23 protein-coding genes, 1 pseudogene and 1 other annotated feature are annotated in these 26,798 nt (G+C 50.6%); of the genes and pseudogenes, 11 read left to right on the top strand and 13 right to left on the bottom strand.

The genetic code is table 11. From position 1 onward, the window contains the following. Positions 1-2,443 (top strand): ABC transporter permease (locus A10D4_RS06465; RefSeq protein ID WP_008488478.1); only part of this gene is annotated, 2,443 nt, incomplete at its 5' end. A gap of 55 nt (positions 2,444-2,498) precedes the next feature. On the opposite strand, the gene A10D4_RS06460 is transcribed toward A10D4_RS06465, so the two are convergent. Next, positions 2,499-3,422, bottom strand: coding sequence for a TIGR01777 family oxidoreductase (locus A10D4_RS06460; RefSeq protein ID WP_008488477.1), 924 nt, complete (start codon positions 3,420-3,422; stop codon positions 2,499-2,501). Between the two features lie 169 nt (positions 3,423-3,591). On the opposite strand from A10D4_RS06460, the gene A10D4_RS06455 reads away from it, so the two are divergent. Further along, positions 3,592-4,035: a GNAT family N-acetyltransferase gene (locus A10D4_RS06455; RefSeq protein WP_202801433.1), complete on the top strand. Its 444-nt coding sequence runs from the start codon at positions 3,592-3,594 to the stop codon at positions 4,033-4,035. 51 nt (positions 4,036-4,086) lie between these two features. On the opposite strand, the gene fghA is transcribed toward A10D4_RS06455, so the two are convergent. Together fghA and A10D4_RS06445 are read right to left on the bottom strand one after the other, a co-directional pair. Then, the gene (gene fghA, locus A10D4_RS06450; RefSeq protein ID WP_008488474.1) at positions 4,087-4,941 is read right to left on the bottom strand and encodes an S-formylglutathione hydrolase; all 855 of its coding nucleotides are present in this window, start codon (positions 4,939-4,941) and stop codon (positions 4,087-4,089) included. Between the two features lie 9 nt (positions 4,942-4,950). Then, complete coding sequence (locus A10D4_RS06445) at positions 4,951-6,075, bottom strand: S-(hydroxymethyl)glutathione dehydrogenase/class III alcohol dehydrogenase (RefSeq protein WP_008488473.1); 1,125 nt, start codon at positions 6,073-6,075, stop codon at positions 4,951-4,953. Positions 6,076-6,218: 143 nt separating this feature from the next. On the opposite strand from A10D4_RS06445, the gene A10D4_RS06440 reads away from it, so the two are divergent. The 3 genes from A10D4_RS06440 to A10D4_RS06430 all read left to right on the top strand — a co-directional run bounded on the left by A10D4_RS06440 (position 6,219) and on the right by A10D4_RS06430 (position 11,298). Next, a complete protein-coding gene (locus A10D4_RS06440) occupies positions 6,219-7,118 on the top strand; it encodes a LysR family transcriptional regulator (RefSeq protein WP_008488472.1) in 900 nt (299 codons plus the stop codon). Positions 7,119-7,385: 267 nt separating this feature from the next. Further along, the gene (locus A10D4_RS06435; protein WP_008488471.1) at positions 7,386-10,580 is read left to right on the top strand and encodes a TonB-dependent receptor; all 3,195 of its coding nucleotides are present in this window, start codon (positions 7,386-7,388) and stop codon (positions 10,578-10,580) included. Positions 10,581-10,761: 181 nt separating this feature from the next. Beyond that, complete coding sequence (locus tag A10D4_RS06430) at positions 10,762-11,298, top strand: YdeI/OmpD-associated family protein (protein WP_008488470.1); 537 nt, start codon at positions 10,762-10,764, stop codon at positions 11,296-11,298. 7 nt (positions 11,299-11,305) lie between these two features. Here the strand turns inward: A10D4_RS06430 and A10D4_RS06425 are convergent, their stop codons facing one another. The 10 genes and pseudogenes from A10D4_RS06425 to A10D4_RS06380 all read right to left on the bottom strand — a co-directional run bounded on the left by A10D4_RS06425 (position 11,306) and on the right by A10D4_RS06380 (position 21,537). Continuing rightward, positions 11,306-11,614, bottom strand: coding sequence for a YciI family protein (locus A10D4_RS06425; RefSeq protein WP_008488469.1), 309 nt, complete (start codon positions 11,612-11,614; stop codon positions 11,306-11,308). Beyond that, a complete protein-coding gene (gene ispZ, locus A10D4_RS06420; RefSeq protein ID WP_008488468.1) occupies positions 11,614-12,168 on the bottom strand; it encodes a septation protein IspZ in 555 nt (184 codons plus the stop codon). The genes A10D4_RS06425 and ispZ overlap by 1 nt, the downstream gene beginning before the upstream one ends. A 153-nt stretch (positions 12,169-12,321) precedes the next feature. Continuing rightward, a complete protein-coding gene (gene trpA / locus A10D4_RS06415) occupies positions 12,322-13,134 on the bottom strand; it encodes a tryptophan synthase subunit alpha (protein WP_008488466.1) in 813 nt (270 codons plus the stop codon). After that, a complete protein-coding gene (gene trpB, locus A10D4_RS06410; protein WP_008488465.1) occupies positions 13,131-14,354 on the bottom strand; it encodes a tryptophan synthase subunit beta in 1,224 nt (407 codons plus the stop codon). The genes trpA and trpB overlap by 4 nt, the downstream gene beginning before the upstream one ends. Beyond that, positions 14,351-15,756 (bottom strand): annotated as a pseudogene (gene trpCF, locus A10D4_RS06405) (bifunctional indole-3-glycerol-phosphate synthase TrpC/phosphoribosylanthranilate isomerase TrpF). The gene trpB and the pseudogene trpCF overlap by 4 nt, the downstream one beginning before the upstream one ends. Then, entirely contained in the window at positions 15,753-16,772 is a 1,020-nt protein-coding gene (trpD, locus tag A10D4_RS06400; protein WP_008488462.1) for an anthranilate phosphoribosyltransferase, read from the bottom strand. Before trpD ends, trpCF begins: the two are co-directional and overlap by 4 nt. Beyond that, positions 16,760-17,425, bottom strand: coding sequence for an anthranilate synthase component II (locus A10D4_RS06395; protein ID WP_008488461.1), 666 nt, complete (start codon positions 17,423-17,425; stop codon positions 16,760-16,762). The genes trpD and A10D4_RS06395 overlap by 13 nt, the downstream gene beginning before the upstream one ends. Further along, complete coding sequence (locus A10D4_RS06390) at positions 17,422-19,038, bottom strand: anthranilate synthase component 1 (RefSeq protein WP_008488460.1); 1,617 nt, start codon at positions 19,036-19,038, stop codon at positions 17,422-17,424. Before A10D4_RS06390 ends, A10D4_RS06395 begins: the two co-directional genes overlap by 4 nt. 18 nt (positions 19,039-19,056) lie before the next feature. Next, positions 19,057-19,161, bottom strand: a sequence feature (Trp leader region). 101 nt (positions 19,162-19,262) lie between these two features. After that, complete coding sequence (locus tag A10D4_RS06385) at positions 19,263-20,195, bottom strand: branched-chain amino acid transaminase (RefSeq protein ID WP_008488458.1); 933 nt, start codon at positions 20,193-20,195, stop codon at positions 19,263-19,265. A gap of 25 nt (positions 20,196-20,220) precedes the next feature. Continuing rightward, the gene (locus tag A10D4_RS06380; protein WP_008488457.1) at positions 20,221-21,537 is read right to left on the bottom strand and encodes a Glu/Leu/Phe/Val family dehydrogenase; all 1,317 of its coding nucleotides are present in this window, start codon (positions 21,535-21,537) and stop codon (positions 20,221-20,223) included. Between the two features lie 152 nt (positions 21,538-21,689). Here A10D4_RS06380 and A10D4_RS06375 point away from each other — a divergent pair, with 152 nt between their 5' ends. Genes A10D4_RS06375 through A10D4_RS06350 form a run of 6 tightly spaced genes read left to right on the top strand, consistent with a single transcriptional unit; the run spans position 21,690 to position 26,798 of the window. After that, positions 21,690-22,514: a PHP domain-containing protein gene (locus A10D4_RS06375; protein WP_008488456.1), complete on the top strand. Its 825-nt coding sequence runs from the start codon at positions 21,690-21,692 to the stop codon at positions 22,512-22,514. Between the two features lie 31 nt (positions 22,515-22,545). Continuing rightward, positions 22,546-23,172 (top strand): L-threonylcarbamoyladenylate synthase, encoded by a 627-nt coding sequence (locus A10D4_RS06370; RefSeq protein ID WP_008488455.1) that lies wholly within the window; start codon positions 22,546-22,548, stop codon positions 23,170-23,172. Between the two features lie 27 nt (positions 23,173-23,199). Then, a complete protein-coding gene (locus A10D4_RS06365) occupies positions 23,200-24,093 on the top strand; it encodes a segregation and condensation protein A (RefSeq protein WP_008488454.1) in 894 nt (297 codons plus the stop codon). Continuing rightward, on the top strand, positions 24,080-24,649 hold the full coding sequence (gene scpB, locus A10D4_RS06360; RefSeq protein ID WP_008488453.1) for an SMC-Scp complex subunit ScpB: 570 nt from the start codon (positions 24,080-24,082) through the stop codon (positions 24,647-24,649). Before A10D4_RS06365 ends, scpB begins: the two co-directional genes overlap by 14 nt. A 2-nt stretch (positions 24,650-24,651) precedes the next feature. After that, entirely contained in the window at positions 24,652-25,671 is a 1,020-nt protein-coding gene (gene rluB / locus A10D4_RS06355; RefSeq protein ID WP_008488452.1) for a 23S rRNA pseudouridine(2605) synthase RluB, read from the top strand. Between the two features lie 29 nt (positions 25,672-25,700). Continuing rightward, on the top strand, positions 25,701-26,798 hold the full coding sequence (locus A10D4_RS06350; RefSeq protein ID WP_192811514.1) for an agmatine deiminase family protein: 1,098 nt from the start codon (positions 25,701-25,703) through the stop codon (positions 26,796-26,798).

The raw sequence follows: 26,798 nt of genomic DNA, 5'->3' as shown, positions 1-26,798 counted from the left end.
CCCAGCCATTACGCTATCGGTAGCGGCGGTGTTGTCGTTATCGATGTTCAGCGAGCGCTTACAATCGGGATTATTGAGTCGTAGCGCCGAGTTCTTAGCCGCCGACCGCGTATTAAGTTCGCGTCGCGATGTGCCACAAGCGTGGCTAGACGAAGCTCAGCGACGTGGTTTAAAAAGCGCACGACGAGTGGTTTTTAACTCGATGGCTTTTGCTGGCGATCAACTGACACTGGTCGATGTTAAAGCCGTCAGCGAAGGCTATCCGTTGCGTGGTGAACTGGAAGTGGCTGAGCAACCTTTCGGCAAGGGTCAAGTCACTCACGCCATCCCCGCGGCTGGCGAAGCTTGGGTCGCGTCGCAGCTATTTCAGGCACTACAGCTAGAAATGGGTGAACAAATTGATATCGGCGATAGCAGTTTTACTGTAACCAAGGTGGTGACTTATGAGCCGGACGTCGGTTTTTCGGTATTCACCGATAGTCCCAATGTGTTGATCAATCACAGCGAACTGGCTAAAACCGGTTTAATACAGCCGGGTAGTCGTGTGCGTTACAACATTTTATTTGCCGGTGGTAGCGATGCACTGACGGCATACGAAGAATGGTTGCTGCCGCAACTGAACGACGATACCCACAGTTGGCGTAGCATCGAAGACGGCGGTTCGCCGCTGGCGCGTTCACTGCAACGTGCCGAACGTTTTATGTTACTCGCCAGTCTGCTTGGTGTGGTGTTAGCGGCGACCGCGGTGGCGGTGGCAGCGCAGCGCTATTGCCAACGTAACTATGATGTGGTCGCGATCATAAAAACACTCGGCGGCAGTAAAGCGCAAATTCAACGTATCTTTATCTTGCACTTAATGCTGTTGACGTTGTTGAGTATCGCCATCGGTATTGGTATTGGCTGGCTGCTGCAATGGCAAGTCATCGAAATTGTTGCTACGCGCTTAGGACAAGCACTACCCGCGGCTGGTTGGCAGCCCTACGCTTTAGCCGCTGGTACGGGTCTGATCAGTGCGTTGATGTTTACCCTGTATCCGTTGCTACGGCTGATCAGTATTCCGCCGCTGCGAGTGTTGCATCGTACCTTAACCGGTAATGATAGTATTCGCTGGCTGCACTGGTTACTGTGCGGAGCGACTATCTACGGCCTGATGGTGGCTTATAGCCAGCAATGGTTATTGTCATCGGCCATTTTTGCCGGAGGTGGCGGTGCCGCCATCGTGTTGTTGTTGGTTGGACGATTATTTATTCGTGCGGGTCGGCGCGCGGGTATGCAAGCCGGCAGCAGTTGGCGTTTAGCGATGGCCGGTTTACAACGTCGCGCTAATGCTAACAGCGTGCAGATGATCAGCTTTTCGACCGCTATTATGTTGCTGTTATTGGTATTGGCGATGCGCAACGAGTTATTAGCCGATTGGCAGGATCAACTACCAGCCGATGCACCTAACTATTTTGTCGTCAATGTGCCGCAAGAGCGCGTTGCCGACCTGCGTGAAACCTTTGCCAATAATGGTATTGAAGCGACCGACTTGTATCCGATTGTGCCGGGACGGTTAACCATGATCAACGAGGAGCGGCTGGTCGACGACGTGTCTAAAGAAAGTCGTGACGAGGGTGACATTGTTGATGGCCGACGTGTTGGCTTTGGCCGCGAGTTATCCTTAACTTGGCGCGACCAACTGCCGCCCAATAATGATATTCGTAACGGCGCATGGCATGCCGACACTGCGACGGCACAAGTCTCGGTAGAATCGCGGGTGGCGGATAAAATGGCTATCAAAGTGGGTGATCAGCTGACTTTTGATATTGGTGGTGAAGTGTTCTCGGTGCCGGTGACCAGCATTCGAAAAGTGAACTGGAACTCGCTGCAACCGAACTTCTACATGATTTTTAATACCTCCACGTTGGCCGATTTTCCTGCGACTTATATCGCCAGTTTTTACTTAGGCAGTGAACGAAAGTCGGAGTTGTATCAGATTTTCCGTGATTTCCCGCAAGTATCGTTGATCGATCTGGATGCGATTATCGACCAGCTACGTGAAGTGATCGAGCAAGTGTCGCTGGCGATCCTGTTTGTCATGGTATTGGTGTTAGTGGCTGGTGCGTTAGTGTTGGTGGCGCAGGTACAGGCAACCATGGAGGAACGCCAGCGTGAGTTGGTCATTTTACGAACGTTGGGGGCGCCGGGTAAGTTACTCAGTCGCGCAGTCAGTTACGAGTTTTTGGTGTTAGGGGCTATCAGTGGCTTAATTGCGACCTTAGCCATGGAGCTATCGCTGTATATTTTGCAAACACAAGTGTTTGAGATGTCGGCGGTTTGGCACTGGCGTTTTTGGTTGGTTGGGCCGCTGGCCGGCGCTATCGTAGTGACCGCGTTGGGGCAGCTATCTTGTCGACGTTTATTGAAGCGCAATACGGCACTGTTGATCCGAAAACTCAGCTAGTTATAGCGCTGACAGCAGCGACAACGGCCACCTAAGTCATACTAGTAGGTGGCCGTTATGATCGATGAAACAGTGCTTTTAATGCGCTGTCTACGGTTTCATAACGAAAACGGTAACCGGCTTGTTGAATGGCAGCGGGTATCACCGCTTGACCGCGTAACAGCATCTCGCTCATTTCGCCTAGCGCGGCACGAAGTATGAACGCTGGTACACGCATCAGATGAGGCCTGTGTAGCGCTTTGGCTAACGCCGCACTAAATTCATATTGTGGCAATGGGTTGGGCGCTGATGCATTAAAAGCACCGCGACAGCTAGGGTTTTCTAGTAGATATAGAATGATACCGACCATATCGTCGATGTGGATCCAGGAAAATGGCTGCAAACCATCGCCTAATGGCCCACCTAGACCGAGCTGGTAGGGCAGTTTCATCTTTTCTAAGGCACCACCTTTGGCAGCCAGTACCACCGCTGTGCGAAGTACGCAGACCCGCGTCTTGTCGCTGTCGGCCGATAAGGCCAGTTGTTCCCAGGTTTGGCATAATTGGTGGGCGAAGTCGTTGTCGCTGTCACGGCATAATGGCGCACTTTGTTCGTCTAGATGACGACTCGCTGGGCCCGCCTCGCTGCCATAATAGCCAATAGCCGAACCGCTGATAAACACCTTCGGTGGCTGAGGCGCGTGCTGAATGGCTTGGCTGAGTTGTTCGGTGATTTGCCAGCGGCTGCTTTCAATCACTTGTTTTTGTTTATCGCTCCAGCGTTTATCCGCGATGGGCTCGCCTTGTAAGTTGATAACGGCGTCAAATTCACTCATATCGGGGAGCTCTGTGAAGTCCTCCCAAACATGCACCGCGTGCCCCAGTTTTTGGTAAGCCCGGGTTTTATTGCGGCTCAGCACGTGTACCTCATATTGATGTTGTAGACGTTCAATTAAGGCTCGCCCAATAAGACCGGTGCCACCTGTCATCAATAACTTCATTATCGTCGTCCTTCGCCTTGCGGCTGCTATCTTTATCACACAGTCATAGTGTAGACCTTGCTGGTGAAAATGCGGAGTCGACCAGCGGCGAATGGTTGTTATCGTGATACACTGCGCGATAACGATACGATCACTGTTGTCGTTTTATTTGAGTGAGGTCGAGCGGAGAATGAGTATGGTAACAACGCCTCGGGACTGGCAAATTGACGTGGTTGGCGAACCGCAACAGAGCGATTTAGAGCAACTGAGACGTGGTTTGCGTCAGTACAACGATGAGCAAGCAGGCAGCTGGCCTCGACAAGAACTGGCTTGTTTTGTGCGAGCCGAGGACGGACGTGTACTAGGCGGTGTTTACGGGCGTATTACCTTTGCTTGGTTGCATGTCGAGTGGTTATGGGTCGGTGCCGAATTGCGCGGGCAGGGCATTGCTAGTGATTTACTTAAACGTCTTGAGCAGCACGCCAAAGAACATTTACAAGCCAGCAATGGGTATTTAGAAACGGCCAGCTTTCAGGCCTTAGGTTTTTATAAAAAGCAGGGCTATCAAGTGTTTGGTCAGCTAGATGATATGCCGCCTGGGCATAGCTGTTACTTTTTAAAAAAAGCCTTATAAGCATAAAAAAAACGCGACCAGCGGGTCGCGTTTAACTGCAATCATTATCGATTACTTGGCTAGCAAGTATTGCGCATGAAAACGTAAGTGCGCTTCGATAAAGCTGGCAATAAAATAATAGCTATGGTCGTAGCCCGCTTGCAGGCGAATATCGGCTCCCGCCTGACGTTTATCGTTAGCAGCTTGTAAGGCATCGGTGCGTAGCTGTTCTGGATAAAAGTTATCGGCGTCGCCCTGATCGACTCGAATCGGTAAAACCCGCTCGGCTGCCGCCAACAGTAGGCTGGCATCATAATCACGCCACAGCTGTTGATCATCGCCTAAATAACCCTGAAAAGCTTTTTTACCCCATGGGCACGCCGTCGGCTGACAAATTGGTGAAAATGCCGAAATCGAGCGATAACGTTCGCTGTTACGCAAACCGATGACCAGCGCACCATGACCGCCCATTGAGTGACCGCTGATCGATTTAGTTTGACTGACCGGTAACTCGGCTTCGACCAACTGTGGTAATTCATCAACGATATAGTCGTACATCTGATAATGCTTGGCGTATGGCTGCTGCGTCGCATTGACATAAAAGCCAGCCCCCAAACCAAAATCGTAAGCGCCGTCCGGGTCGTCGGCGACGTCGTCGCCGCGTGGGCTAGTGTCGGGAATGATCAAGGCGATGCCGAGTTCTGCCGCGACACGCTGTGCGCCAGCTTTGCTGGAAAAATTCTCATCGGTGCAAGTCAAACCCGATAACCAATATAACGCTGGTACCGCTTCATGTTCGGCTTGCGGTGGTAAGAATACCGAAAACTGCATGTCGCAATTCAGCACCGTCGAGCGGTGCTGAAAGCGCAGTTGCCGACCAGCGAAGCAACGTTGCTCATTGGCTAGCGTTAATTGCTGTAATTGCATCACGGTCACCTACTTATCGAAGTGAATGACGGTACGAATCGATTTACCCTCATGCATGAGTTCAAACGCTTCATTAATGTCTTCTAATGGCATGTTATGGGTGATGAAGTCACTCAATTTAAATTCGCCATTCAAGTAGCGTTGAACGTAACCCGGCAATTCACTGCGACCTTTAACGCCACCAAAGGCACTACCGCGCCATACGCGACCGGTGACCAGCTGGAATGGCCGTGTGGAGATTTCTTCACCGGCACCGGCGACACCGATGATCACCGACTCACCCCAGCCCTTATGACAACACTCTAGGGCCGAGCGCATGACTTTGACGTTACCGATACATTCGAACGAGAAGTCAACGCCGCCATCGGTCATTTCGACAATCACTTCTTGAATCGGTTTATCATAATCGTTGGGGTTAATGACATCAGTGGCGCCTAGCTGCTTAGCCATGGTGAACTTATCTTCGTTGATATCGATGGCAATAATGCGGCTAGCTTTGGCCATGGTGGCACCGATTATCGCCGATAAACCAATGCCCCCCAAACCAAAGATGGCGACGGTATCGCCAGCTTGTACTTTGGCGGTATTCATCACCGCACCGATACCCGTGGTAACACCACAGCCGAGCAAACAGACTTCTTCTAACGGCGCCTCTTTACTGACTTTTGCTAGCGCAATTTCAGGCACTACGGTGTACTCAGAAAACGTCGATGTACCCATATAGTGATAGATCGGCTTACCATCTTTTGAGAAGCGAGTGCTGCCATCGGGCATTAAGCCTTGACCCTGAGTACTACGAATCGCCTGGCAAAGGTTGGTTTTACCTGAGAGACAAAATTTGCACTTACCACATTCCGGTGTATATAACGGGATCACATGGTCGCCTACAGCAACAGAGGTCACGCCCTCACCAACGGCCTCGACGATACCACCACCTTCATGACCTAAAATGGCCGGGAAGATACCTTCTGGATCTTTACCGGATAAGGTATAAGCATCGGTATGGCAAACGCCGCTCGCGACAATTTTTACCAACACTTCGCCTTGCTGTGGTGGTTGCAAATCGACTTCTTCGATTTTGAGTGGTTCGCCAGGGCCCCAAGCGACTGCTGCGCGTGTCTTAATCGTATCCATGAATCGTCCTTTTATCGGTTAGGCTCAAGCGTCGTTGAGCGGTCGAAAGTGATTAATTGTCATTAACTATAGCGACATTTTAACTTTTTCCATATGCATGATAATCTGCCGAAATTAAAAATGACTTTTTCATATATGCAACAATGAAGATCTGGCAAGGCATCAGCGAGTTTGTCTCGGTCGCACAAACGCAAAGCTTCACCGAAACCGCCCATTTACTCGACTTATCAGTGGCTCAGGTAAGTCGCAATATTGCCGCCTTAGAGCAGCGCCTACAACTCAAATTGCTATACCGTTCAACCCGCAAAGTTAGTGTGACCGAAGCAGGGCAACTGTATTTGCAGCACTGTCAGCAATTGGTCGATGGTTTAGATGAAGCCAATCGTGCAGTGACGCAATTGCATGATCGACCGGCCGGTAAGTTGGTGGTGACCGCGCCGATTTACTACGGTGAAACGCGTATTGCGCCGATTTTACATGAGTTCTTGCTGCTTTATCCCGAGCTGGAGCTGGATTTTCGTTTGACCAATAAACAACTCGATTTGATCGAATCCCGTATCGACCTAGCCATTCGTTTAGGGCGTCTGGCGGATTCGAATCTGATGGCGAAACGTTTGACCGACCGCCGTCAATATTTAGTTGCGGCGCCGACATACGTGGCTTGGCAAGGGCAACCGCAAAGTATCGCTGAACTGGCTCAGCATCAATGCTTGCGCGGCAGTATGGACCATTGGCGTCTACAAGAACGTGGTCAGTTACGTGAATGGCGCGTGCGCGGACGGGTACAAGTCAATACCGGTGTGGCGATGCTAGATGCGGTGAAAAGAGGGTTGGGGATTGCGCAACTACCGGACTATTATGTCAACGACGATTTAGCCAGCGGCGAATTGGTCGAAGTCTTAAGCGATTATCGTCCTAGCGACGAAGGGATTTGGGCGGTATACCCAGAAAACCGCCATCTTGCCGCTAAAGTTAGATTGCTCGTTGATTTTTTAGGTGAACGCTTAGGCAGTTCACTAAATTATTCCAAGCACCGCATGTAGCAAGGCGATGCTCATCACCTGGGCAAAAATTCCCTACGAGTAGTGCGTAATTAATCATCATCATGTTAAACTAATATGACAGGCGCCTAAGACAGCTCAAAACGAAAAAAGTTCTGATTCTTGTTGCTCGCGTAAGAATTTTGTCACATTAGTCAGTTAATCTGAGCTCCAAACTGGATGAAGTGCCTTATAACCGCATTTTAATGGACCCAGTGAAATTAGATGGATTTTAGTTAACAACCTACAATAACCCAGGTGAAGATCGATATGAAAATCAAGCATCTCGCGCTTTCCATTACATTGGCATTAGGCGTTAGCCAAGCTGCCTTTGCACAGGAAACCTCGTCGGCTATCCGTGGTAACGTGGTCACAGCAGCAGGCCAAACTGCCGCTAACGCTCGCGTTGTCATCGTTCACGAGCCGTCTGGCACGCGTTCTGTTGTCTCAACTAACGAATCAGGCTCTTTCGCCAGCTCAGGTTTGCGCGTTGGTGGTCCTTACACCATCACGATTACTGGTGAGAATGGTACAAAAACTTACAAAGACGTCTACTTATCAGTGGGCGACGCACTGCGTTTAAACGCACAATTAGAAGCTGAACAAGTCGAGCGTATCGCCGTTACTGGTACCGCTGTTATCGGCGCTGATAATAACGGCAGCAGCAGCTACTACGGCGCTGAAGATATCAGCAATGCGCCAACCTTTAACCGCGACTTAAAAGAAGTTGCGCGTATGAACCCATACGTTAACTTACTGTCAGGTGCCGAAGCGCCATTAAGTATCGGTGGTGCTAACCCGCGTTATAACAGTATTACTATCGACGGTGTTGGCGTTAACGATGACTTTGGTCTAAACGGTAACGGTTACCCAACCCAGCGTTCACCGATTTCTTTAGACGCTATCGAACAGGTTGCGGTTGATGTTGCACCTTTCGACGCATCTGAAGGCGGTTTCTCGGGCGGTCGTATCAATGCGGTCACTAAATCGGGTACTAACGAATTTCATGGCTCATTAACCTATGAACGCATGAGCGATGCTTGGGCAGGTACACCAGAAAACCCTGATACCGGCGAAGAAGTTCCGTTAGACTTCGAACGTGATACTTATAGTATTGCCTTGGGTGGTCCAATCATTAAAGATAAGCTGTTCTTCTTCGTTAACTACGAAAACTCAAAAGAACCAGCACAAATTCAGTACGGTCCTGCGGGCGCTGGTGCGGCCAATGATAGTAAGGTCACCCAAGAAGAATATGCTCGTATCAAAGAGATTGGTGAGCGAGTGTATGGTATCGATATCGGTAATTGGGATACTCCGGTTGATACCGAAAACAAAAACTTACTGGTTAAATTAGATTGGAACGTTAACTACGACCACCGTGTATCGTTTACTTATAACAAAACCGAAGGTAACAACCTACGGAATATGAGTGACCGAAACTACACGTTACAGCTTGATACTAACTGGTATGACTATACCCAAAACATGGATTTGTATCGGGCGTCATTATTCTCAGATTGGACGGCTAATCTATCAAGTGAAATTTATGTAAGTCGTAAAGAAGTTGAATCGATTTCCGGTCTAAAAACAACTGCTTACGGTGACATAGAAGTTGATACCGCTGAAGGTACTTTAAATTTCGGTCCAGATTACAACCGTCATGCTAACCAACTCTCTAACGAGACTACAAAGATTGGTGCTCGTTTTAATTACTTAGCGGGTGACCACGAAATCAAATTCGGTGGTGAATACGAAACAACAGATGTTTTCAACATTTTTGTACGTAACTCTCTGGGTTCATGGCAGTTCGCTTCAATCGATGACTTTGAGAATCGCGTAGCTAGCGCAATCAATGATCAGCCTCTTCGCTATGAAAATGCTTACACTAACGTGGCTAGCGATGCCGCCGCAGATTTCAGCTTAGGTATGATGAACCTGTATGTGCAGGATAACTGGTACCTGAACGAATCAATGGAATTGGGTTTAGGCTTACGCTATGAGCGTTATCTGGTAAGCGACAAGCCAACACTGAACGAAAACTTTGTTGAGCGTTATGGCTTTAGCAACCAAGAGAACTTGGACGGTCTGGATATTTTCTTACCGCGTATCGACTTCAAATGGTTTGCAACGTCTGACTTAACCGTACGTGCTGGCTTGGGTCGCTTCTCAGGTGGTCGTCCGAATGTGTGGATCTCGAACTCATTCTCTAATGATGGTTACACCTTGGTGCAACCTAATCTAGGTGATGTTTACAATGTTGATCCAAACTTTACTGAGACAGAAATTGATGGCGACACCTATCGAGAAATTCGTAACGTCGATTTGAAGAATATTCCTAGTTCAGTCCTAGATACCATGGTGCCTGGTGACGGTGATACTAACGTCATTGATCCTAATTATAAAATGCCATCTGATTGGATTGCGCGTGTCGGTGCCGATTATCGTTTTGACATCCCAGGTGTTGGCGAGAACTTCGTCGCAACCGGTGAGATCATGCGTAAATGGATGACCAACAATTCAGGCTGGGTTGACATTTCTCGTTGTGTTAGCGGTCAAACCGCTGCTGGTGTCAATGTCTATGAGCCTTGCGATGCCGATGCGCCGCGTGGTCATTACGATCTGATGCTGACCAATGAAAATCAAGATGGTAAAGCGTGGATTTATACCTTGTCACTGTCAAAGAACTGGGATAATGGCCTTAGCATGTATGGTGCTTATACGCATCAAGACATCGAAGAGGGTAACCCGGGTACGTCGTCAACTGCGACTTCTAACTATCAGTACAACATCGTTCGCGACCGTAACCAGTCGTTAATCGGCACTGCGGATTACGAAGTTGAGCACAGCTTTAAAATCGCGTTAGGCTACTCGACTGAGTTCTTTGATGGTTATGCATCGAAGTTCAACCTGTTCTTCCAACGCCGTTCGGGCACTCATTTCAGTTATGTCATGGGTGAGAGCGTTAATCGTACAGGTTATGGCTCTTTGGGTGACCAATCGACATTCGGTGGTGCTGCCTACTTGCCTTATATTCCGACAGGTCCTAACGACCCATTCTTAAGCCCTGAAAGTTCGTTGTCTTATGAGCAAATCATGGAAAACGTAAGAGCAGCGGGTTTAGAAGGTTATGCGGGTGGTTTTGCACCTAAAGGTACCGGTACCTCACCTTGGGTCAACAGCTTAGACTTCCAGTTCCAGCAAGAAATTCCTGGTTTTATGGAAGGTCATAAAGGTATGTTCTACTTCACCATTAATAACCTGTTGAACCTGATTGACAGTTCAAAAGGTGATGTCTTACGCCAGCAATATACTAACCAAGCGTTAGTTGGCTTTGACGGATTAGACAGCGAAGGTCGTTATATTTATGCTGAACCGCGCTATGGTTTCAGTAATGACAACTGGAGCATCTTCGAAGCAGAAGAATCAACTTGGCGTGTGAAACTAGGTCTGCGTTACACCTTCTAAGTTGAGTATGCTTATCGGGTAATCTTAAGTTACCTTAATAAGTGATTCTTTAAGCCCTCGTGATCGTCAGATTACGGGGGCTTTTTATATGGCGGCGTTTATCGCGCCGCGAGCGGAGTTGCGATGCGGATGAAAGTACATTAGTTTGAGCATAGTGTGTAGTGAATAGACAGGAATCGACATGGAGAGTATGTGCTTTAGTGCGACTTTACTACAACCGGCGCAGCCCGAGACGACGGGGTGGTACTTTCTGTTGCTACCCAAAGCGGTTAGTGAGAAATTACCGCGCCGTGGGCGTACTTCGGTCTCCGGTACCATTAATGAGCAGCCCTTTCAACAACGGCTAGAACCCGATGGACAATTAAGCCATTGGTTAAAGGTCAGCGAAGAGCTCGCTGCACAAGCGGGGGTTAGCGCTGGCGACAAAGTGACACTGACTATTGCTCCCGTTGCGGTCGAGCCAGAGCCAGAATTACCCGCCGACTTGCAAGCGGCATTAGCTGATAACGCGGCGGCGTGGCAGGTTTGGCAGCAGACGTCTACGTTGGCCCGAGTCGATTGGTTGCATTGGTTAACGTCGGCAAAGCAGGCGAAAACACGACAGAAGCGTATTGACGATGCCTGTCAGATGTTAGCGGCGGGAAAGCGGCGCGTCTGCTGCTTCGACCCCTCGGGTTTTTACAGTAAGGCATTTCGAGCGCCGCAAGCGGCACAGTAAGCGGCGCTTACTGCGACACCGGAAATACCTGCTTATAGGGTTTTACTGTCACCTTGGCATAGACCCCGGCATCGATATAGGGGTCCGCATCGGCCCATGCTTGTGCTTGCGCCAAGCTATCAAACTCGGCTACCACCAGCGAACCAGTAAAGCCCGCTGGACCCGGATCGTTGCTGGCGATGGCGGGTAATGGACCGGCTGTCAGTAGGCGTCCGCCATCTTGTAATTCGGTTAAGCGTTGCAGGTGAGCTGGTCGAGCGGCTAAGCGCCGTTCTAGGCTATTAGGTGTATCTTCGGCAACAATCATAAACCACATTAGGATGATGCTCCTGTGTCTGCATTATCGGCTTGGTGATGCTTGTACATATAAAAACCGGTAGCAACGGTAAATACCAGTGTAATGCCTAAAATCCCAAACACTTTAAAGTTTACCCACGCTGCTTGTGTCCAGTAATAGGCGATATATAGGTTGACCGCTGCCAGCGCCAAGGTAAAAACAATCCAAGCGTAACATAAACGTTTCCAGGCAAAGTCAGGTAATTGGATATCTTGTCCTAATAACGCTTTTAACGGGTTAGCTTTGCCCAGTAATAAGGCCCCAGCCAATGCCATCGCAATGGCGAGGTAGATAATCGACACTTTTAACTTGATGAACCAGTCATCATGTAACACCAACGTTAATGCACCAAAGGCCATGACCACCGCCAGTACGATCCAATGACGGGTGGTAATGGTGTGCTTTAATAATTTCATGGCACCGAGTTGCAGCACCGTAGCAACCATCAAGGTGGCTGTTGCCATGTAGATATCGGCGGTTTTATAGACCACAAAAAACAACACAATCGGTAGGTATTCGAGCAATAACGCCATAATGGTTTCTCTTACTACATAAAGTGAGCGCATACCGTTACCGAGCCTGCGGCGTAGTTTTAACGCTAGCGGCGATGGCAGCAGACGGCAACGTCGATAAGCCGCATTCTAGCCCGCCCTTGCACAGCGAGCAATACATGCGGCGGTCGGGGGCTAGGCTTGGGCGCGAGTAGCAGCCTTCATACTTTGCACGAACTCAGCCAGTGCTTGGCATTGTGTGGTGTCGTCAGCGAGGTGTTGTTCAATCCGTTTGACCACTGCTGAGCCGCTTATTGCACCCGCCGCACCGGCCGCAATAGCAGCTGCTACATGCGCCGGTTCGGCGATGCCAAAACCCAGCAGCGGAGGTGCGCCACCACTTTCGCGAAGACTTGCCAATAAGCTGGAGGCGGGTGTTTGCATACGCTGTTCAGTGCCGGTGACACCGGCGCGGCTAAGCACATAAATATAACCCTGACTATGTGTTGCGATATCGCTTAGCAATTGCGGACTCGCGTCTGGCGGCGCAATAAAAATGGGTGCTATCTGATGAGTTGCTGCGGCTTGACTAAAGCGCGCTGATTCACGCAGCGGTACATCGGCAATCAGCACCGAATCGACGCCGACCGCGGCAGCCTGGCGGTAGAAATTGTCAATACCTCCGGCATAAACCAAGTTGGCATAAACCAACAAGCCTACCGGTAGCGTTGGCGCATACTCACGTATTTTTGCCAATAATTGCCAGCAATCCGTCATTTTGGCGCCGCTCGCTAAAGCACGTAAGTTGGCGCGTTGAATCACTGGACCGTCGGCCACCGGATCAGAAAACGGTAAACCCAATTCTAAGGCATCGGCGCCGTTATCGATCAGGGTTTGGATAATACGCCAGCTTTGCTGTGGGTTAGGATCGCAAAGAGTCACAAAGGGTACAAAAGCGCCTTCCTGACGGTCTTTTAGCTTGGCAAAAGTGGTTTCATAACGGCTCATTCTGCGGCCTCCTCAGCTGCCAGCGCGTGCTTTTCTTGTGCTGCCATGATACGTCGTACATGGTCGATATCTTTATCACCACGGCCCGATAAGTTAACCAATAGCAGCGCTGGCGCATCCGGCTGTTGCGCTCGTTTTAAAGCGTAAGCAAGTGCGTGTGCCGACTCCAGTGCGGGAATGATACCTTCGTGTTTTGCCAGTAATTTAAAGGCACTAAGCGCTTCGTCATCGCTGACTGACTCATAGCGAGCACGACCAATACTATGCAAATAGGCATGTTGCGGACCTACACCGGGATAATCTAAACCCGCCGAGACCGAGTAGCTTTCCTCTATTTGGCCATCGTCATCCTGCATCAAGTAAGATAAACAGCCATGTAATATACCCGGTTTGCCCGCTGCTAAAGTGGCACCATGTTGGTTGCTATGTAGGCCTTTACCCGCTGGTTCGACACCAATTAGCGCGACCTCACTGTCATCGATAAACTCGGCGAACATACCGATAGCATTGGAGCCACCGCCAACACAGGCGATCACCTCGTCTGGCAAACGTCCTTCGCGCGCCAATATTTGTTGCTTGGCTTCGCCGCCGATCATGCGATGGAACTCGCGCACAATGGTCGGGAATGGATGAGGACCGGCAGCGGTACCGAGCAAATAATGAGTGCTTGGGTAACTGGCGGTCCAATCGCGTAAGGCTTCATTAACGGCATCTTTTAGTGTACCACTACCGGTATCAACCGGTATCACCGTGGCGCCCATTAGCTCCATCCGGAAGACATTGGGTTGCTGCCGTTCAACGTCCTTTTTACCCATATAAATCACGCACTCTAAACCCAGCAGAGCGCAAGCTAAAGCGGTCGCGGTACCATGTTGACCGGCACCGGTCTCGGCAATAATACGTTGTTTACCCATGCGTTTGGCTAGTAGCGCCTGCCCTAGCACTTGATTGGTTTTATGCGCACCACCGTGCAATAAATCCTCGCGTTTTAAATAAATCTTGCAACCATTGGCAGCGTTCAGCGGTAGGTTACGGCAGCAAGATAATGGCGTGGGGCGCCCCAAGTAGTGGGTTAGCAGGTGCTTAAACTCATCTTGAAAACGGGGATCTTGCTGCGCGTCTAAAAACGCTTGCTCTAACTGGTTTAACGCCGGTAATAAGATCTCGGGGACAAATTGTCCACCAAAATCGCCAAAATAAGCTGAATAGGTCTGTTTCATACGTCCTCCCGACCATAATATCGAATACGTGCAAATACTTGACTAAGCCGTGCTGCGTCCTTTTCCGCGCGCTGCCGTTCCACACCCGAGTTAATATCTAGGCCCGCACAAGCTTGTGCCAAGGCGTTGTCAATGTTGCTGGCGTTAAGGCCTCCGGCCAACTGACAACGTTGTTTATCAGCAGCGCTTAACGGCGCTATATAACGCCAGTCAAAGCACTCACCACTGCCTCCGGCACCGTTATCTAACACATAACGGTCAACCTCGGGCTGCGTTAACTGCGGTACCGCGGTAACCGGCAATGCTCGCCATAAGGCTATTTCAGGTAAGCTTTGTTTGATTGCCTGAAAGCTCTCTGCTGGCCAATCGCCGTGCAATTGCAGCGCATACAATGGTAACTGCCGGGCGACGGCAAGTAGCTGTTTGACATCACCGTGATTAAACACGCCGACCCAGCGCAAACTGGGTTCGGCGGCGATAATGTTGCGGGCCTGTTCAAGGCTGACACAACGTGGCGATTGTTCAGCGAAAATCAGTCCGCCATAACAGGCACCGACGGCTTGTGCCACATGTGCGGTTGCCGCTTGCCGGATACCGCAGACTTTATGTTCGCCATAGAGTAGGGCACGACAAGCCCAATCAATATCGTCTTGCGCCGCTAGCGCACTCCCGATCAAAAAGCCGTCAACAAATGGCGCGCTGGTACGGATTTGATGGTTATTTTGATAACCGGATTCGGCCACTATTAACGCCCCAGCAGGCGCTTTCTCGCTAAGCTGTTGGCTACGTTCTATATCAATACTCAGGTCACGCAAGTCGCGATTATTGATACCGATAATGGTGGCCTTGAGCCGGGCTGCACGAGCCATTTCTTGGTCATTACTGACTTCGGTCAGAATATCAAGATTTAGTGCGCTGGCCACGGCGGCGAGTTGTTGGTAACGCTCATCGTCTAACACCGACAACATCAGTAAAATAGCGTCGGCACCATAGTAGCGTGCTAAATAAATTTGCATCGGATCGATGATAAAGTCTTTACACAGTATACGGCTGCGCTAACCGCCGCTAAATAGTCGAACTGGCCTTGAAAGAAATCGGGTTCGGTGAGTACCGATATTGCTGCTGCATAGGGCGCATAGCTACGTGCGATGCCGACGGGGTTAAAGTCGGCCCGGATCAGGCCTTTTGACGGCGATGCTTTTTTACACTCTAAAATAAAACCACTACCGGGCTGGGCTAAGGCGTCTGCCAAACTGCGTTGACTTGGCTGTAGCTGCGCTCGTAACTCCTCAACGTCATAGGTTTGATAAAGTTCCGTAATACGCTGCTGACGTTGACGTACAATTTTATCTAAAATCGTGCCGTTCAGTGCGCTTGCGGCTAGCTGCTCAATGTTGCTCATGCCGATTGCTGCCCCCGTGGTTGTAAGGCTACGATATTGGCTAAATGTTGCAATGCCTGACCACTCTGTAAGTGTATTAATACTTCCTCGGTGGCGTTTTTCAAAGAGTTTTCACGGTCGCTCAAATACATCATTGCGGCCACGTTCATGGCGACCGCTTGTTGCTGCGGCAAGCTCGCTGAGCCGGCTAAAATTTGCTGCAGCAGGTTGGCGTTATGGTCGGCGTCACCGCCGCGTAAGGCACTCACGGGCGCGTTTGTCACGCCAAAATCTTGCGGCGTGAGTGTATAGCGCTGTAGCTGATTATCACGCAACTCGACGACCTGTGTCGAACCGTGCAAAGCAAATTCATCCAAACCACTACCGTGAATCACCATCGCTCTTTCACAACCCAATAAACGTAGGGTTTCGGCCAACGGCTCGCACCAATCGGGATGATAGACGCCGAGCAACTGGGCATTGGGGCGAGCAGGGTTAACCAGCGGTCCTAACAGATTGAATAGGGTGCGTGTTTTTAGCGTTTGTCGGGTTGGCATCGCATAGCGGATACCGGGATGATAATGCGGTGCAAACAAAAAGCAAAAACCGAGTTGCTGCAATTGTTTGGCCGCCACGTCGGCATCTAAGTCGACGCGCAGACCTAAGGCTTCTAACACATCAGCCGAGCCCGAGCGTGAGCTGACACTGCGATTACCATGCTTAGCCACGGTCATGCCCATGCTGGCCGCGACCAAGGCCGCCGTGGTTGATATATTTAAGGTGTTACTACCATCGCCGCCGGTGCCACAGCTATCAATAACTGTCGTGGCTGGACGCTGAAAGGGTTTGGCGGCATCCCGTAAAGCGCTGGCCGCACCGGCGAGTTCGGCGGGCGTTTCGCCACGCATTTTCATCGCCACTAACGCGGCGGTGATTTGCATGTCGTTGAGTTCGCCTTTAACCAAATGCTGAAACAAACGCTGACATTGTATTTGGCTCAGGGTTTCGCCAGCAAGAAGGGGCTCTAATAACTGCATGAGATAGCTCCTGACGGGGTTGTTGATGGTGCTGCCAGTAGCATTTGCACACTTTGTTTTAACAAGCGGCTACCGGCGGTGGTCATGATAGATTCGGGATGAAACTGAAAACCTAAGCTGTGCTGTTGGCTAAAGTAAACCGCCATCGGGATCCTGCCTTGCGGGCCATCGATGCTAGCCAACACCTGTGCCGATGATGGCAAGTCGTAACCACTCAAGGAGTGATAACGGGCGACCGACAGGGTTGCTGTTGTGGCGTCAGATAAATCGTCAATCAAGCCCTCGAATAATGGATGTGGCACGCAGTCGACCCGCGCCACCTTACCGTGCACAATTTCACCACAGCGATCAACGCGAGCGCCAGCATCCACCAGTAATGCTTGTAATCCCAGGCAGATACCCAGCATCGGTAGTTTACCGCGAAAATGTTTGATGATGGCTAGCAGTTGACCGGCTTGTTGCGGATGGCCGGGGCCTGGCGATAAGCATAATAACTGTGGATCCGCATAGTCATCGACGCAGGCGGCTAAGGTCTCGACGCTGACTTGATTACGGTAAATCAGCAGTTGATAACCGAGCTGACGCAGTTCGTCGACTAGGTTATACGCAAATGAGTCCTGATTATCGATCAGGATGATACGGCCTTGACTCATCGTCCGGCTCCTTGTGAGCGTTGATTGGCTTGCTGAATGGCTTGAATAACGGCGCGCGCTTTGTTTTCGGTCTCGTCGCACTCGGCCGCGGCTTGTGAGTCGTAAACAACGCCTGCACCCGCTTGCACATAGGCGGTCTGGCCTTTGACAAAAGCCGAGCGAATGACAATACAAGTATCCATATCGCCATTGCCCGATAGGTAGCCGACGGCGCCGCCATAACTGCCGCGACGTTGTTGCTCGACAGCGCGGATCAGGCTCGCCGCACTGATTTTTGGCGCACCCACCAAGGTGCCCATGTTCATGCAGGCGCGGTAGGCGTGCAGTGCATCTAAATCGGGCTGTAGTTGCGCCACTACCCGTGAGACCAAATGCATGACATGCGAGTAGCGATCCACTTTGAGTAAGTCGGCGACGTAACGACTGCCTGGCTGCGCAATACGCGCTAGGTCATTGCGTGATAAATCGACCAACATGAGGTGTTCGGCTAATTCTTTTTGGTCTAAGCGTAAATCAAGTTCTAAGCGACTATCTAAATCGGCATCGATACTGCCATCTTGGTGTTTGCCGCGTGGTCGGGTGCCGGCAATCGGATACAGCTCGACTTGGTTACTGTGTTGCTCATACTTTAACGCCGACTCTGGCGAGGCACCAAATAGACTAAAGTCAGCGGCACGCATCAAAAACATATAAGGTGACGGGTTACTGCGCTTTAATTCTCGATAAGCGGCCAGTACATCATGGCAAGGCAGACGAAAGCGACGTGATGGCACCACTTGAAAAATGTCGCCAGCACCGATGTGTTGCTTCATTTGCTCGACGATTGCGCTAAAAGTGGCGCGGTCAGGACTGGCATCAACCGTATCAGCGCTGGTTGCCTGGCTAGTACTGGCAGCAACGTCGCTAGCGCTTATCAGTGGTAATTGTGCTTGTCCGGCAATATAACCCAAGCGTTCGCTAAGTTGCTGATAATGTTCTTGAACCTGAGGGCCGCTAAGTAAACTGCCCAATAATTCGGTTTGTTGTTGCTGGTGATCGATGATGAGCAGCGTTTCCGCTAAATAAAACTGATAGTCGGGACAGTCGTTTTCACCCTCGGCTACAGCGGCTAGGTCTTCAAAACTGGCTATTAAGTCGTATGCAAAAACCCCCCCCAGAAAAATGCCTAACGGATGTTGTTGCTGTTGTTGTAAGCGTTGTTGTAGTACCCGTAGCGGTTCTAAATTACTTAACGCTCGAAGTCGCTGGTCTTCGTCTAAATCGTGATTCGCGTTGCCATGCACGACGCTGTAATCAATTAGCAACTGCTGTGCTTGCTGCTGCACAACAACACCCGGCTGTGCTAGTTGCTCGGCTAACCAGGGTAATAATTGTGCGCCGTTAGCGCTGAGTGCGCGAATGGTCACCTGTTGTTCACGACACACCAATTGTAGCGCAGCATCAACCATCAGTAGGCTTTTCAAGCTATGCTTAGACTGTATTTCGGCAGACTCCAGTAGCAAGGTGTCAGCTTTGTCACCACACAGCTGCTGATATAAGCGCATGGGATCGGGCTGGTAAGGTACACTTACCGACAGCGCATACAATTGTCCGGTTTGCTTCGATAACTTCACAAATATTTCCTTATAAAAACAAAAAAGCCCGCAATGATGCGGGCTTTTGGATAAATCTTTGCGTTATTTAGACGCGCACGATCACAACACCCGCTGTATCGGGAAGTGCCACCACCAGTTTTGTACTTGTTGTATCTGATTCATTTGCGTTGCGTCTTTAAATTAACTTGTCTAAGCGGCAATCTAGCGGGTCTAAAAACTAAAGTCAACCCATCTGTTGCGCTTTATCGCTCTGTTTGTAGCGGCTCTAGCCAACCCCAACGATCTGAAAAACTGCCGTCGAATAAGCCAAAAAATGCGGCTTGTATCGCTTCAGTTAACGGACCTCTAGTGCCTCTACCGATACTGATCTTATCGACACTGCGAACCGGTACGATCTCGGCCGCGGTACCGGTCATAAACAGCTCATCGGCTAAGTATAGCGATTCACGCGCAATACTTTCCTGATGCACCGTATAGCCCAACTGTTGAGCGATTTTGATGACCATATCACGGGTCAGTCCGGGTAAAATACTGGCCGTGGTCGGCGGTGTATAGAGTGCGCCATTGCGCACCACAAACAGGTTTTCACCAGCGCCCTCAGAAATACGCCCATGCACATCCAAGGCAATACCTTCATGATAACCGTGGCGCTTGGCTTCGGCCGAAATCAACTGCGATGATAAGTAATTACCTCCCGCTTTAGCGCCAGTCGGCATGGTATTCGCGGCCAGTCGTTGCCACGAGCTGACGCAGACATCAACGCCTTGTTCGGCGCTGTCTTCGCCTAGGTAGGCACGCCAGGGAAACGCTGCAACCACCATATCGCACACAGCGTCGACCGGCGGACACAAGCCCAAGCCAACGTCGCCAATAAAAGCTAACGGCCGGATATAGGCGTTAGTTAGGTTATTAGCGGCCAACGTCTGGTGACAGGCTGTCACCAGCTGCTGTGGTTGGAACGGCAGGTTCATGCGATAAATTTTGGCTGAATCGTATAAGCGCTGAATGTGGTCGTGCAAGCGCAGTATCGCGGGTCCTTGTGGCGTTTGATAGGCACGAATGCCTTCAAATACCGAGGAACCATAATGTAAGGCGTGACTCATTACGTGCACTTGCGCTTGCTGCCAAGGTATTAACTGACCGTTAAACCAGATGGTATCGGCTAAGGCGGGCATGGTAATTATCCTTATGTTGGAACCGTTATTGGTCCTGACCATTACTAAAATACGACTGTGTACCGCGATGATCCATCGCTGTCGCTAAGCGCTCAATGGCAACCATATAGGCTGCTTGGCGCAGGCTAACTTGATGCTTTTCGGCCATCTCAAAACAACGTTCACTTTGCCGCTCTAAACGTTCGTGTAAGCGTTCGCGAACGGTGTCAGCCGTCCAATAGTCGCCACTACGGTTCTGTAGCCATTCCATATAACTAACGATCACGCCACCGGTGTTGGCGAGTACGTCGGGTAGCACCGGGATCTCGCGCTGGAACAGCTTATCATCGGCGCTGCGACTGATCGGGCCGTTAGCAATTTCGACAATGGCTTTGGCGTTGACGTTAGCAACATTTTCGTCGGTGATTTGGTCCTCCAAAGCGGCTAATACCAACACATCAACATCTAGACTTAACAGTTCATCGTTAGTTAATTGTTCGACACTGCCTTGTTGTTCTTGTTCGTCGCTAACGGAGTTATCGCTATAAATAAAGCCTTTTAGCTCGCGTTCTTGATTTTTGTGTTGCCAAATCGGTTCTGGGTCGAGCCCTTCTTTAGCATAGACGGCACCTTTTGAATCCGACACCGCGACCACCCGATAACCGTGTTCACGCGCGCCTTTAGCAAAATAATAGCCAGCGTTGCCAAAGCCTTGTACCGCAACGGTCAGATCCTGTGGTTTCTTCTGTTGGCGCTGCGCCCATAGGTCCAACACTTTTAGGGCGCCTAAGCCGGTCGCTTCTACGCGCCCTTGTGAACCACCTAAACCGATCGGTTTACCGGTGATAACGCCGGGTACATTAGCGCGCACAATGTGGTTATATTCATCGGCCATCCAGCTCATTACGGTGGCATTGGTGTTAACGTCAGGCGCCGGAATATCACGGTCGACGCCGATGATATCTTTAATCGCGCGAATATAGCCGCGTGATAAGCGTTCTAATTCCATTTTCGATAGCTTTTTCGGATCACAGCAAATACCACCTTTACCGCCACCAAAGGGCAAATCGACGATAGCGTTTTTGATGGTCATCCAGAATGCTAAAGAGGTGACTTCTTCGGCATCGACGTCGGGATGGTAGCGGATCCCACCTTTTGCCGGTCCTAAGGTGGTATCGTACTGCGCGCGCCAGCCTTTAAATACTTGTAGCGAACCGTCGTCCATACGCAGTGGAATGGCGACTTGAATGATGGTATTGGGCTGCGACAAGCGGCGTTGTGCGTCATCCGATACTGCCAAGGTGCTGTAAATATCTTTTAATAAACTTTCTGAATCACGGATAACGCGAGGTAGCTCGGCCATATCGACTCCTTGTTGTAAATACTTCGTGTTATGATGTGGCTAACAATGCGGCAGCAAACGCTGCAGTCATTGATGTTCACGCCTGCGTTTGTAGGCGTGGCACATCCATTCAGTTTCTATTAGTAGTTGCCAACTAACCGATAAAGATCATTATGAGCATCGACTTACATTGTCACAGCCACTTTTCTGACGGCAGTTTAGCGCCAGCTGAACTGGTGCTGCGCGCGGTCGAGCAGGGCGTTAGTCAACTGGCTATTACCGATCATGATAGTGTGGCCGGGTTAGCTCAGGCGCAACAGACCATTGTCAGTCAGCAATTACCGTTAAGGCTGGTTAGCGGGGTCGAAATCAGCTGTCGCTGGCATCGCTTTGACATTCATATTGTCGGGCTCAATATCGACCCGCAACAGCCGACATTATTAACCTTGCTGGCGCAACAGCAGCAAGCGCGTCAACAGCGCATTGCGGCAATGTTAGAAAAATTGGCCCGGCGCGGCATGGATGTTAGTACTTACTTGCAGAATCTAAGCGGTGTTGCTACTCGCAAGCACATTGCCGATGCGCTGGTCGCCGCAGGGCACATTGACCAGCCGCAGCAAGCCTTCAAGCGTTACATCGGTGCTGGCAAGAGTGCCTATCAAGCCGCCGACTGGTGTACTATCGATAGCGCCATTAGCGCCATCCATGCTGCCGGCGGTGTTGCGGTATTGGCTCACCCACACGCCTATCAATTATCGAATAAATGGTTGCGGCGGCTGTTGCTACAGGGCAAAAGTTGGCAATTAGACGCGATAGAAGTGGCGATTTCACAGCAATCTCCGGGACAACGTGAAGCTTTGCAGCGATTCGCTCTTGAATACGATTATTACGCCTCAGCAGGATCGGATTTTCATAACCCGAATGGCTGGCGCGAGTTAGGCAAAAATCTTTGTTTGCCCGCTGACTGTGTGCCAATATGGCAACATTGGGCAGCTTAGCAAACGGTCATGGTAGAGCGTGGAGGCAAGCATGAGTCAATATTTTGAAATACACCCTGAAAACCCACAAGCACGTTTGATTCAACAAGCGGTGGCGATTGTGCGGCAAGGTGGTGTGGTGGTTTATCCTACCGATTCGGGTTATGCCATTGGTTGTCAGCTGGGTGATAAGGGGGCGATGGAGCGTATTTGTCAAATCCGGTCGGTCGATAAAGACCATAACTTTACCCTGATGTGCCGAGATTTATCGGAGTTATCGACCTATGCGCGGGTGGATAATAATGCTTTCCGACTACTCAAAAATAATACCCCCGGGGCCTATACCTTTGTGCTGAAAGGTACCAAAGAGGTGCCGCGTCGATTACTGAATCCAAAACGAAAAACCATCGGTATCCGGGTACCTACCAATCGTATTGCGCTGGCGCTACTGGAGGATTTAGGCGAGCCGTTAATGTCTACCAGCTTGATTTTGGACGGCAATGAGTTTGCTGAGGCTGATCCCTTTCACATTCGTGAAGTACTGGAAAAGCGCGTCGATTTAATTATCGACGGTGGAAACCGTGGTGAACAGCCGACTACGGTAGTGGATTTAGCCGATGATAACCAAATTCGTATCCTGCGATACGGCAAAGGCGACGCCGGTCCTTTTGAAGAGTAACCCTATGGCCGTGTGTGAGTCATGCGCATGAATAGCGAAGTAATCGGCAAGCCGCAGCTAGAGCAAGGGACGGTCAAGCAGGCAGCGGATCCGCATGCGGCGCAGCAACCGTTACCGTTAGGGTTTGTGCGTGGTGAGCCGGTGATTGAACGGCCGCAGGATTTATATATTCCGCCACACGCGTTAGAAGTGATTTTAGAGAGTTTTAGCGGTCCGATGGACTTGCTGTTATACCTGATCCGCAAGCAAAAACTGGATATTTTAGATTTACCGGTATTCGACATAACCAAGCAATATGTTAGTTATGTCGAGATGATGCACGAATTGAATTTAGAGTTAGCGGCTGATTATTTGGTGATGGCGGCCATGTTAGCCGAAATTAAAAGTCGTTTGCTATTGCCTAAACCCGCTCACAGCGATGACGATGATGAGCTCGATCCGCGCGCCGAATTGGTGCGTCGACTACAAGAATATGAGGCGATTCGAGAAGGAGCGCAGCATTTAGAGCAACTGCCGCAGCGCGGACGTGATGTATTTGTGGCGCATATTAGTAGCGACGCCAAAGCGCAACTCAAGGTAGTGCCTCCTGAGGTTAGTTTGCAAGAGTTAGCATTGGCGTTTAGTGATGTGTTACGCCAGCTCGACTTACACGCTCATCACCAGATCCAACGTGAAAACTTATCCACGCGAGCGCGTATGAGTGCTGTGTTAGAGCGTTTAGAACAACAACGATATGTGGCTTTTGCGCAACTTTTTACGCGCGCCGAGGGAAGAGCGGGCGTGGTAGTCAGCTTTTTAGCCATTTTAGAGTTGGTACGTGAATCGTTAATTGAATTGCTTTATGTCGACGGGCAGCAACATCTTCATGTCACGTTAAAAAGTGCTGCCACTGTGCCAGAGGACGCTCATGAAGCTGAATGATCAGCAATTGTTACAAGTTATCGAGGCGGCATTGTTTGTTGCCGAGCAGCCAATGACAGCGGTGCAGCTACAAGAGCAACTGTTGGCCGCCTACTCGGTGTCTAACGCCCGTATTAAAAAGGCTTTAGCAGAGTTACAGCAACACTACCAAAATCGTGGCGTCGAGTTAGTACAAGTGGCGTCAGGCTATCGCTTTCAAAGCAAACCCGAATTTGCAGCGCTGCTAGCCAATTTATGGCAGGAAAAGCCGCCGCGGTATTCACAAGCGTTGCTGGAGACATTAGCGCTGATTGCTTATCGACAGCCGATTACTCGTGGTGAAATCGAGGACGTGCGCGGTGTCAGCGTCAGCTCTCAAATTATGAAGACCTTGCAGGAACGCGGTTGGATCAAGGTGGTGGGGCACCGCGAAGTGCCGGGGAGACCACAACTTTACGCCACCACGAAGACATTTTTAGATGACTTTAACATCAAAGATCTGTCAGAATTACCGGCCATCGCGGAACCGGCTTCTGCAACTACCGCTGAGACAGCGACAAACGACAGAGTGCACTAATAATGAGTGAAAAATTACAGAAAGTATTAGCCCGTTCAGGATATGGTTCACGCCGAGAGATCGAAGCGATGATTGCCGCTGGTCGCATTCGCGTCGACGACCGTGTGGCACAACTGGGTGAACGTATCGATGCCGAAGCGCGGGTGCGCATTGATGGTCACGATGTGGTGATCAAGCCCGAACAAGCTGTGATCTGTCGGGTGTTGATGTATCACAAGCCAGAGGGCGAATTGTGTACACGTAAAGACCCAGAGGGGCGACCCACGGTTTATCAACGCTTACCGCGTATGAACGGTGCGCGTTGGGTGGCGGTAGGACGACTCGACGTCAATACTTCGGGTTTGTTGCTGTTTACCACCGATGGTGAATTAGCTAATCGCTTAATGCATCCCAGTCAGCAAGTCGAGCGTGAATATGCTGTGCGCGTCTTTGGCGAGGTCAATGACGCCATGCTGCAACGCTTACGCCGTGGTGTGCAACTAGAAGACGGTCCGGCCAACTTCACGCAGCTTAAACACGCCGGTGGTGAGGGCATGAATCAATGGTTTCATGTCACCCTGACCGAGGGCCGTAACCGTGAAGTGCGTCGCCTGTGGGAGTCGCAGGGGGTTCAAGTCAGCCGCTTGATCCGGATCCGTTACGGTAATATTCCGTTGGAGTCTGGTTTACCGCAAGGTGGCTGGAGTGAAATGGCGTTGACAGAGGTTAACTATTTACGTGAATTGGTAGGCTTACCAGCAGAAACACGTAGTTTTCTGGATGCCCGGCAAAGCGAGCCGAAACAGCGTAAGTTAGCCCGTATTCGACGAGCCAATGCTAAGCACCGTCAACGACAGACGACAAGCGGTACTAAACCAGAACGTGATGCGCAGCATAAGCCGAGTTCAAAGCCGAGTGCAAAGCCGAACAAACACTCGGGACAAAAAAACGAACGTCAGCGCAGTGAACGGAAACGCCCTGATACGGCTAATGGGAGCCGCTCTGAACGGACCCGCAAGCCAATTAAAAAAACGCGCCAATGATCCTTGCAAACCACCCGCAAGCACTCGATGTGCGAACAGTAGCAGAATGGCAGCGACAAGCTGCCATTTTTATATTATGGCCATATCGCCGTGACGTATGGCGCGACGCGGCGCTGCCGGTGCAGCAGGAGTTAGTCGACTGGATAGCCGATATCAGTCATCAACAGCGTTGTGTCGTGGGCGTGTTACCGCGTTTAGCGGCCGCAGTCGCGAAGCTATTACGCTGCCAGTTGTCAACCGCGCAGCAGCATCGCGTAGGGTTATGGTTATGCCACTATGATGATGCTTGGCCGCGTGATTTGAGCCCGACTTGGATGGTTGATCAAGCTCAACGTTACAGCGCATTGTGCTGGCGTTTTGATGCTTGGGGTGGACTCTATCCGAACTATGCCCGCGACCAAAGCTTAGCGCTGCGCGTAGCACAGGCGCAAGCTGTGCAGCCAGTGCAACAAACATTGGTTTTTGAAGGTGGCGCACTCAGTCACGATGGGTATGGCACGGCGCTAATGGCGCGTGCCTGCATACAACGCTTAGCGGCCAGTAGCGGGTTAAGCGCGAACTGCTATCAGCAGGCTTTACAACGGCGTTTGCGGCTGCGTCAGTTGGTTTGTCTGGATGGCTTTTTGAGTGGTGATGAAACGCTCGGTCATGTCGATAACGTGGCGCTTTTTATCGATTCACAAACGCTCTTAGTGAGCCTGCCAGAGAGTACTGAACATCCTGATCAAGCCGCCTTAAAAGAAAATTTTCAGCGTCTGCAAGGGTTGCGTAACTGTAATGGTGAACGCTACCGAGTCGTCGCTTTGCCACAACCGCAGTTACTCAACGTAAGCGCCAACTCGACGGCTTCAATTGAGTCGCGGCCGGGTGTGTTAAGCCGCGCTCAACGACCGTTATTAGCCAGCTATGTCAATTGCTTACGTAGTGGACGCCAGCTATGGGTGCCACAGTTCGGTTTATCCAGTGACGCGCAGGCGCTAACGCGTTTGCAAGAAGCCCTGCCAAGCTTAGATATTCGCCCAGTCAGGGCGATCGAGATGATTCGTGGCGGTGGCGGGCTACACTGTATGAGTGAGCAGCTATTAAACTGGCCAACTGGTTTGACTACGCTAAGCAGTGCACCATAG

Origin of the sequence: Idiomarina xiamenensis 10-D-4 (assembly GCF_000299895.1) — a bacterium.
Classification (GTDB): Bacteria; Pseudomonadota; Gammaproteobacteria; order Enterobacterales; family Alteromonadaceae; genus Idiomarina; species Idiomarina xiamenensis.
This window is presented reverse-complemented; position numbering and strand designations above follow the sequence as displayed.

Coding starts and splice junctions, on each gene's coding strand:
- A10D4_RS06460 (WP_008488477.1), bottom strand. CDS start 3,422: ATGAAGTTATTGATGACAGGTGGCACCGGTCTTATTGGGCGAGCCTTA.
- A10D4_RS06455 (WP_202801433.1), top strand. CDS start 3,592: ATGAGTATGGTAACAACGCCTCGGGACTGGCAAATTGACGTGGTTGGC.
- fghA (WP_008488474.1), bottom strand. CDS start 4,941: ATGCAATTACAGCAATTAACGCTAGCCAATGAGCAACGTTGCTTCGCT.
- A10D4_RS06445 (WP_008488473.1), bottom strand. CDS start 6,075: ATGGATACGATTAAGACACGCGCAGCAGTCGCTTGGGGCCCTGGCGAA.
- A10D4_RS06440 (WP_008488472.1), top strand. CDS start 6,219: ATGAAGATCTGGCAAGGCATCAGCGAGTTTGTCTCGGTCGCACAAACG.
- A10D4_RS06435 (WP_008488471.1), top strand. CDS start 7,386: ATGAAAATCAAGCATCTCGCGCTTTCCATTACATTGGCATTAGGCGTT.
- A10D4_RS06430 (WP_008488470.1), top strand. CDS start 10,762: ATGGAGAGTATGTGCTTTAGTGCGACTTTACTACAACCGGCGCAGCCC.
- A10D4_RS06425 (WP_008488469.1), bottom strand. CDS start 11,614: ATGTGGTTTATGATTGTTGCCGAAGATACACCTAATAGCCTAGAACGG.
- ispZ (WP_008488468.1), bottom strand. CDS start 12,168: ATGGCGTTATTGCTCGAATACCTACCGATTGTGTTGTTTTTTGTGGTC.
- trpA (WP_008488466.1), bottom strand. CDS start 13,134: ATGAGCCGTTATGAAACCACTTTTGCCAAGCTAAAAGACCGTCAGGAA.
- trpB (WP_008488465.1), bottom strand. CDS start 14,354: ATGAAACAGACCTATTCAGCTTATTTTGGCGATTTTGGTGGACAATTT.
- trpD (WP_008488462.1), bottom strand. CDS start 16,772: ATGCAGTTATTAGAGCCCCTTCTTGCTGGCGAAACCCTGAGCCAAATA.
- A10D4_RS06395 (WP_008488461.1), bottom strand. CDS start 17,425: ATGAGTCAAGGCCGTATCATCCTGATCGATAATCAGGACTCATTTGCG.
- A10D4_RS06385 (WP_008488458.1), bottom strand. CDS start 20,195: ATGCCCGCCTTAGCCGATACCATCTGGTTTAACGGTCAGTTAATACCT.
- A10D4_RS06380 (WP_008488457.1), bottom strand. CDS start 21,537: ATGGCCGAGCTACCTCGCGTTATCCGTGATTCAGAAAGTTTATTAAAA.
- A10D4_RS06375 (WP_008488456.1), top strand. CDS start 21,690: ATGAGCATCGACTTACATTGTCACAGCCACTTTTCTGACGGCAGTTTA.
- A10D4_RS06370 (WP_008488455.1), top strand. CDS start 22,546: ATGAGTCAATATTTTGAAATACACCCTGAAAACCCACAAGCACGTTTG.
- A10D4_RS06365 (WP_008488454.1), top strand. CDS start 23,200: ATGAATAGCGAAGTAATCGGCAAGCCGCAGCTAGAGCAAGGGACGGTC.
- scpB (WP_008488453.1), top strand. CDS start 24,080: ATGAAGCTGAATGATCAGCAATTGTTACAAGTTATCGAGGCGGCATTG.
- rluB (WP_008488452.1), top strand. CDS start 24,652: ATGAGTGAAAAATTACAGAAAGTATTAGCCCGTTCAGGATATGGTTCA.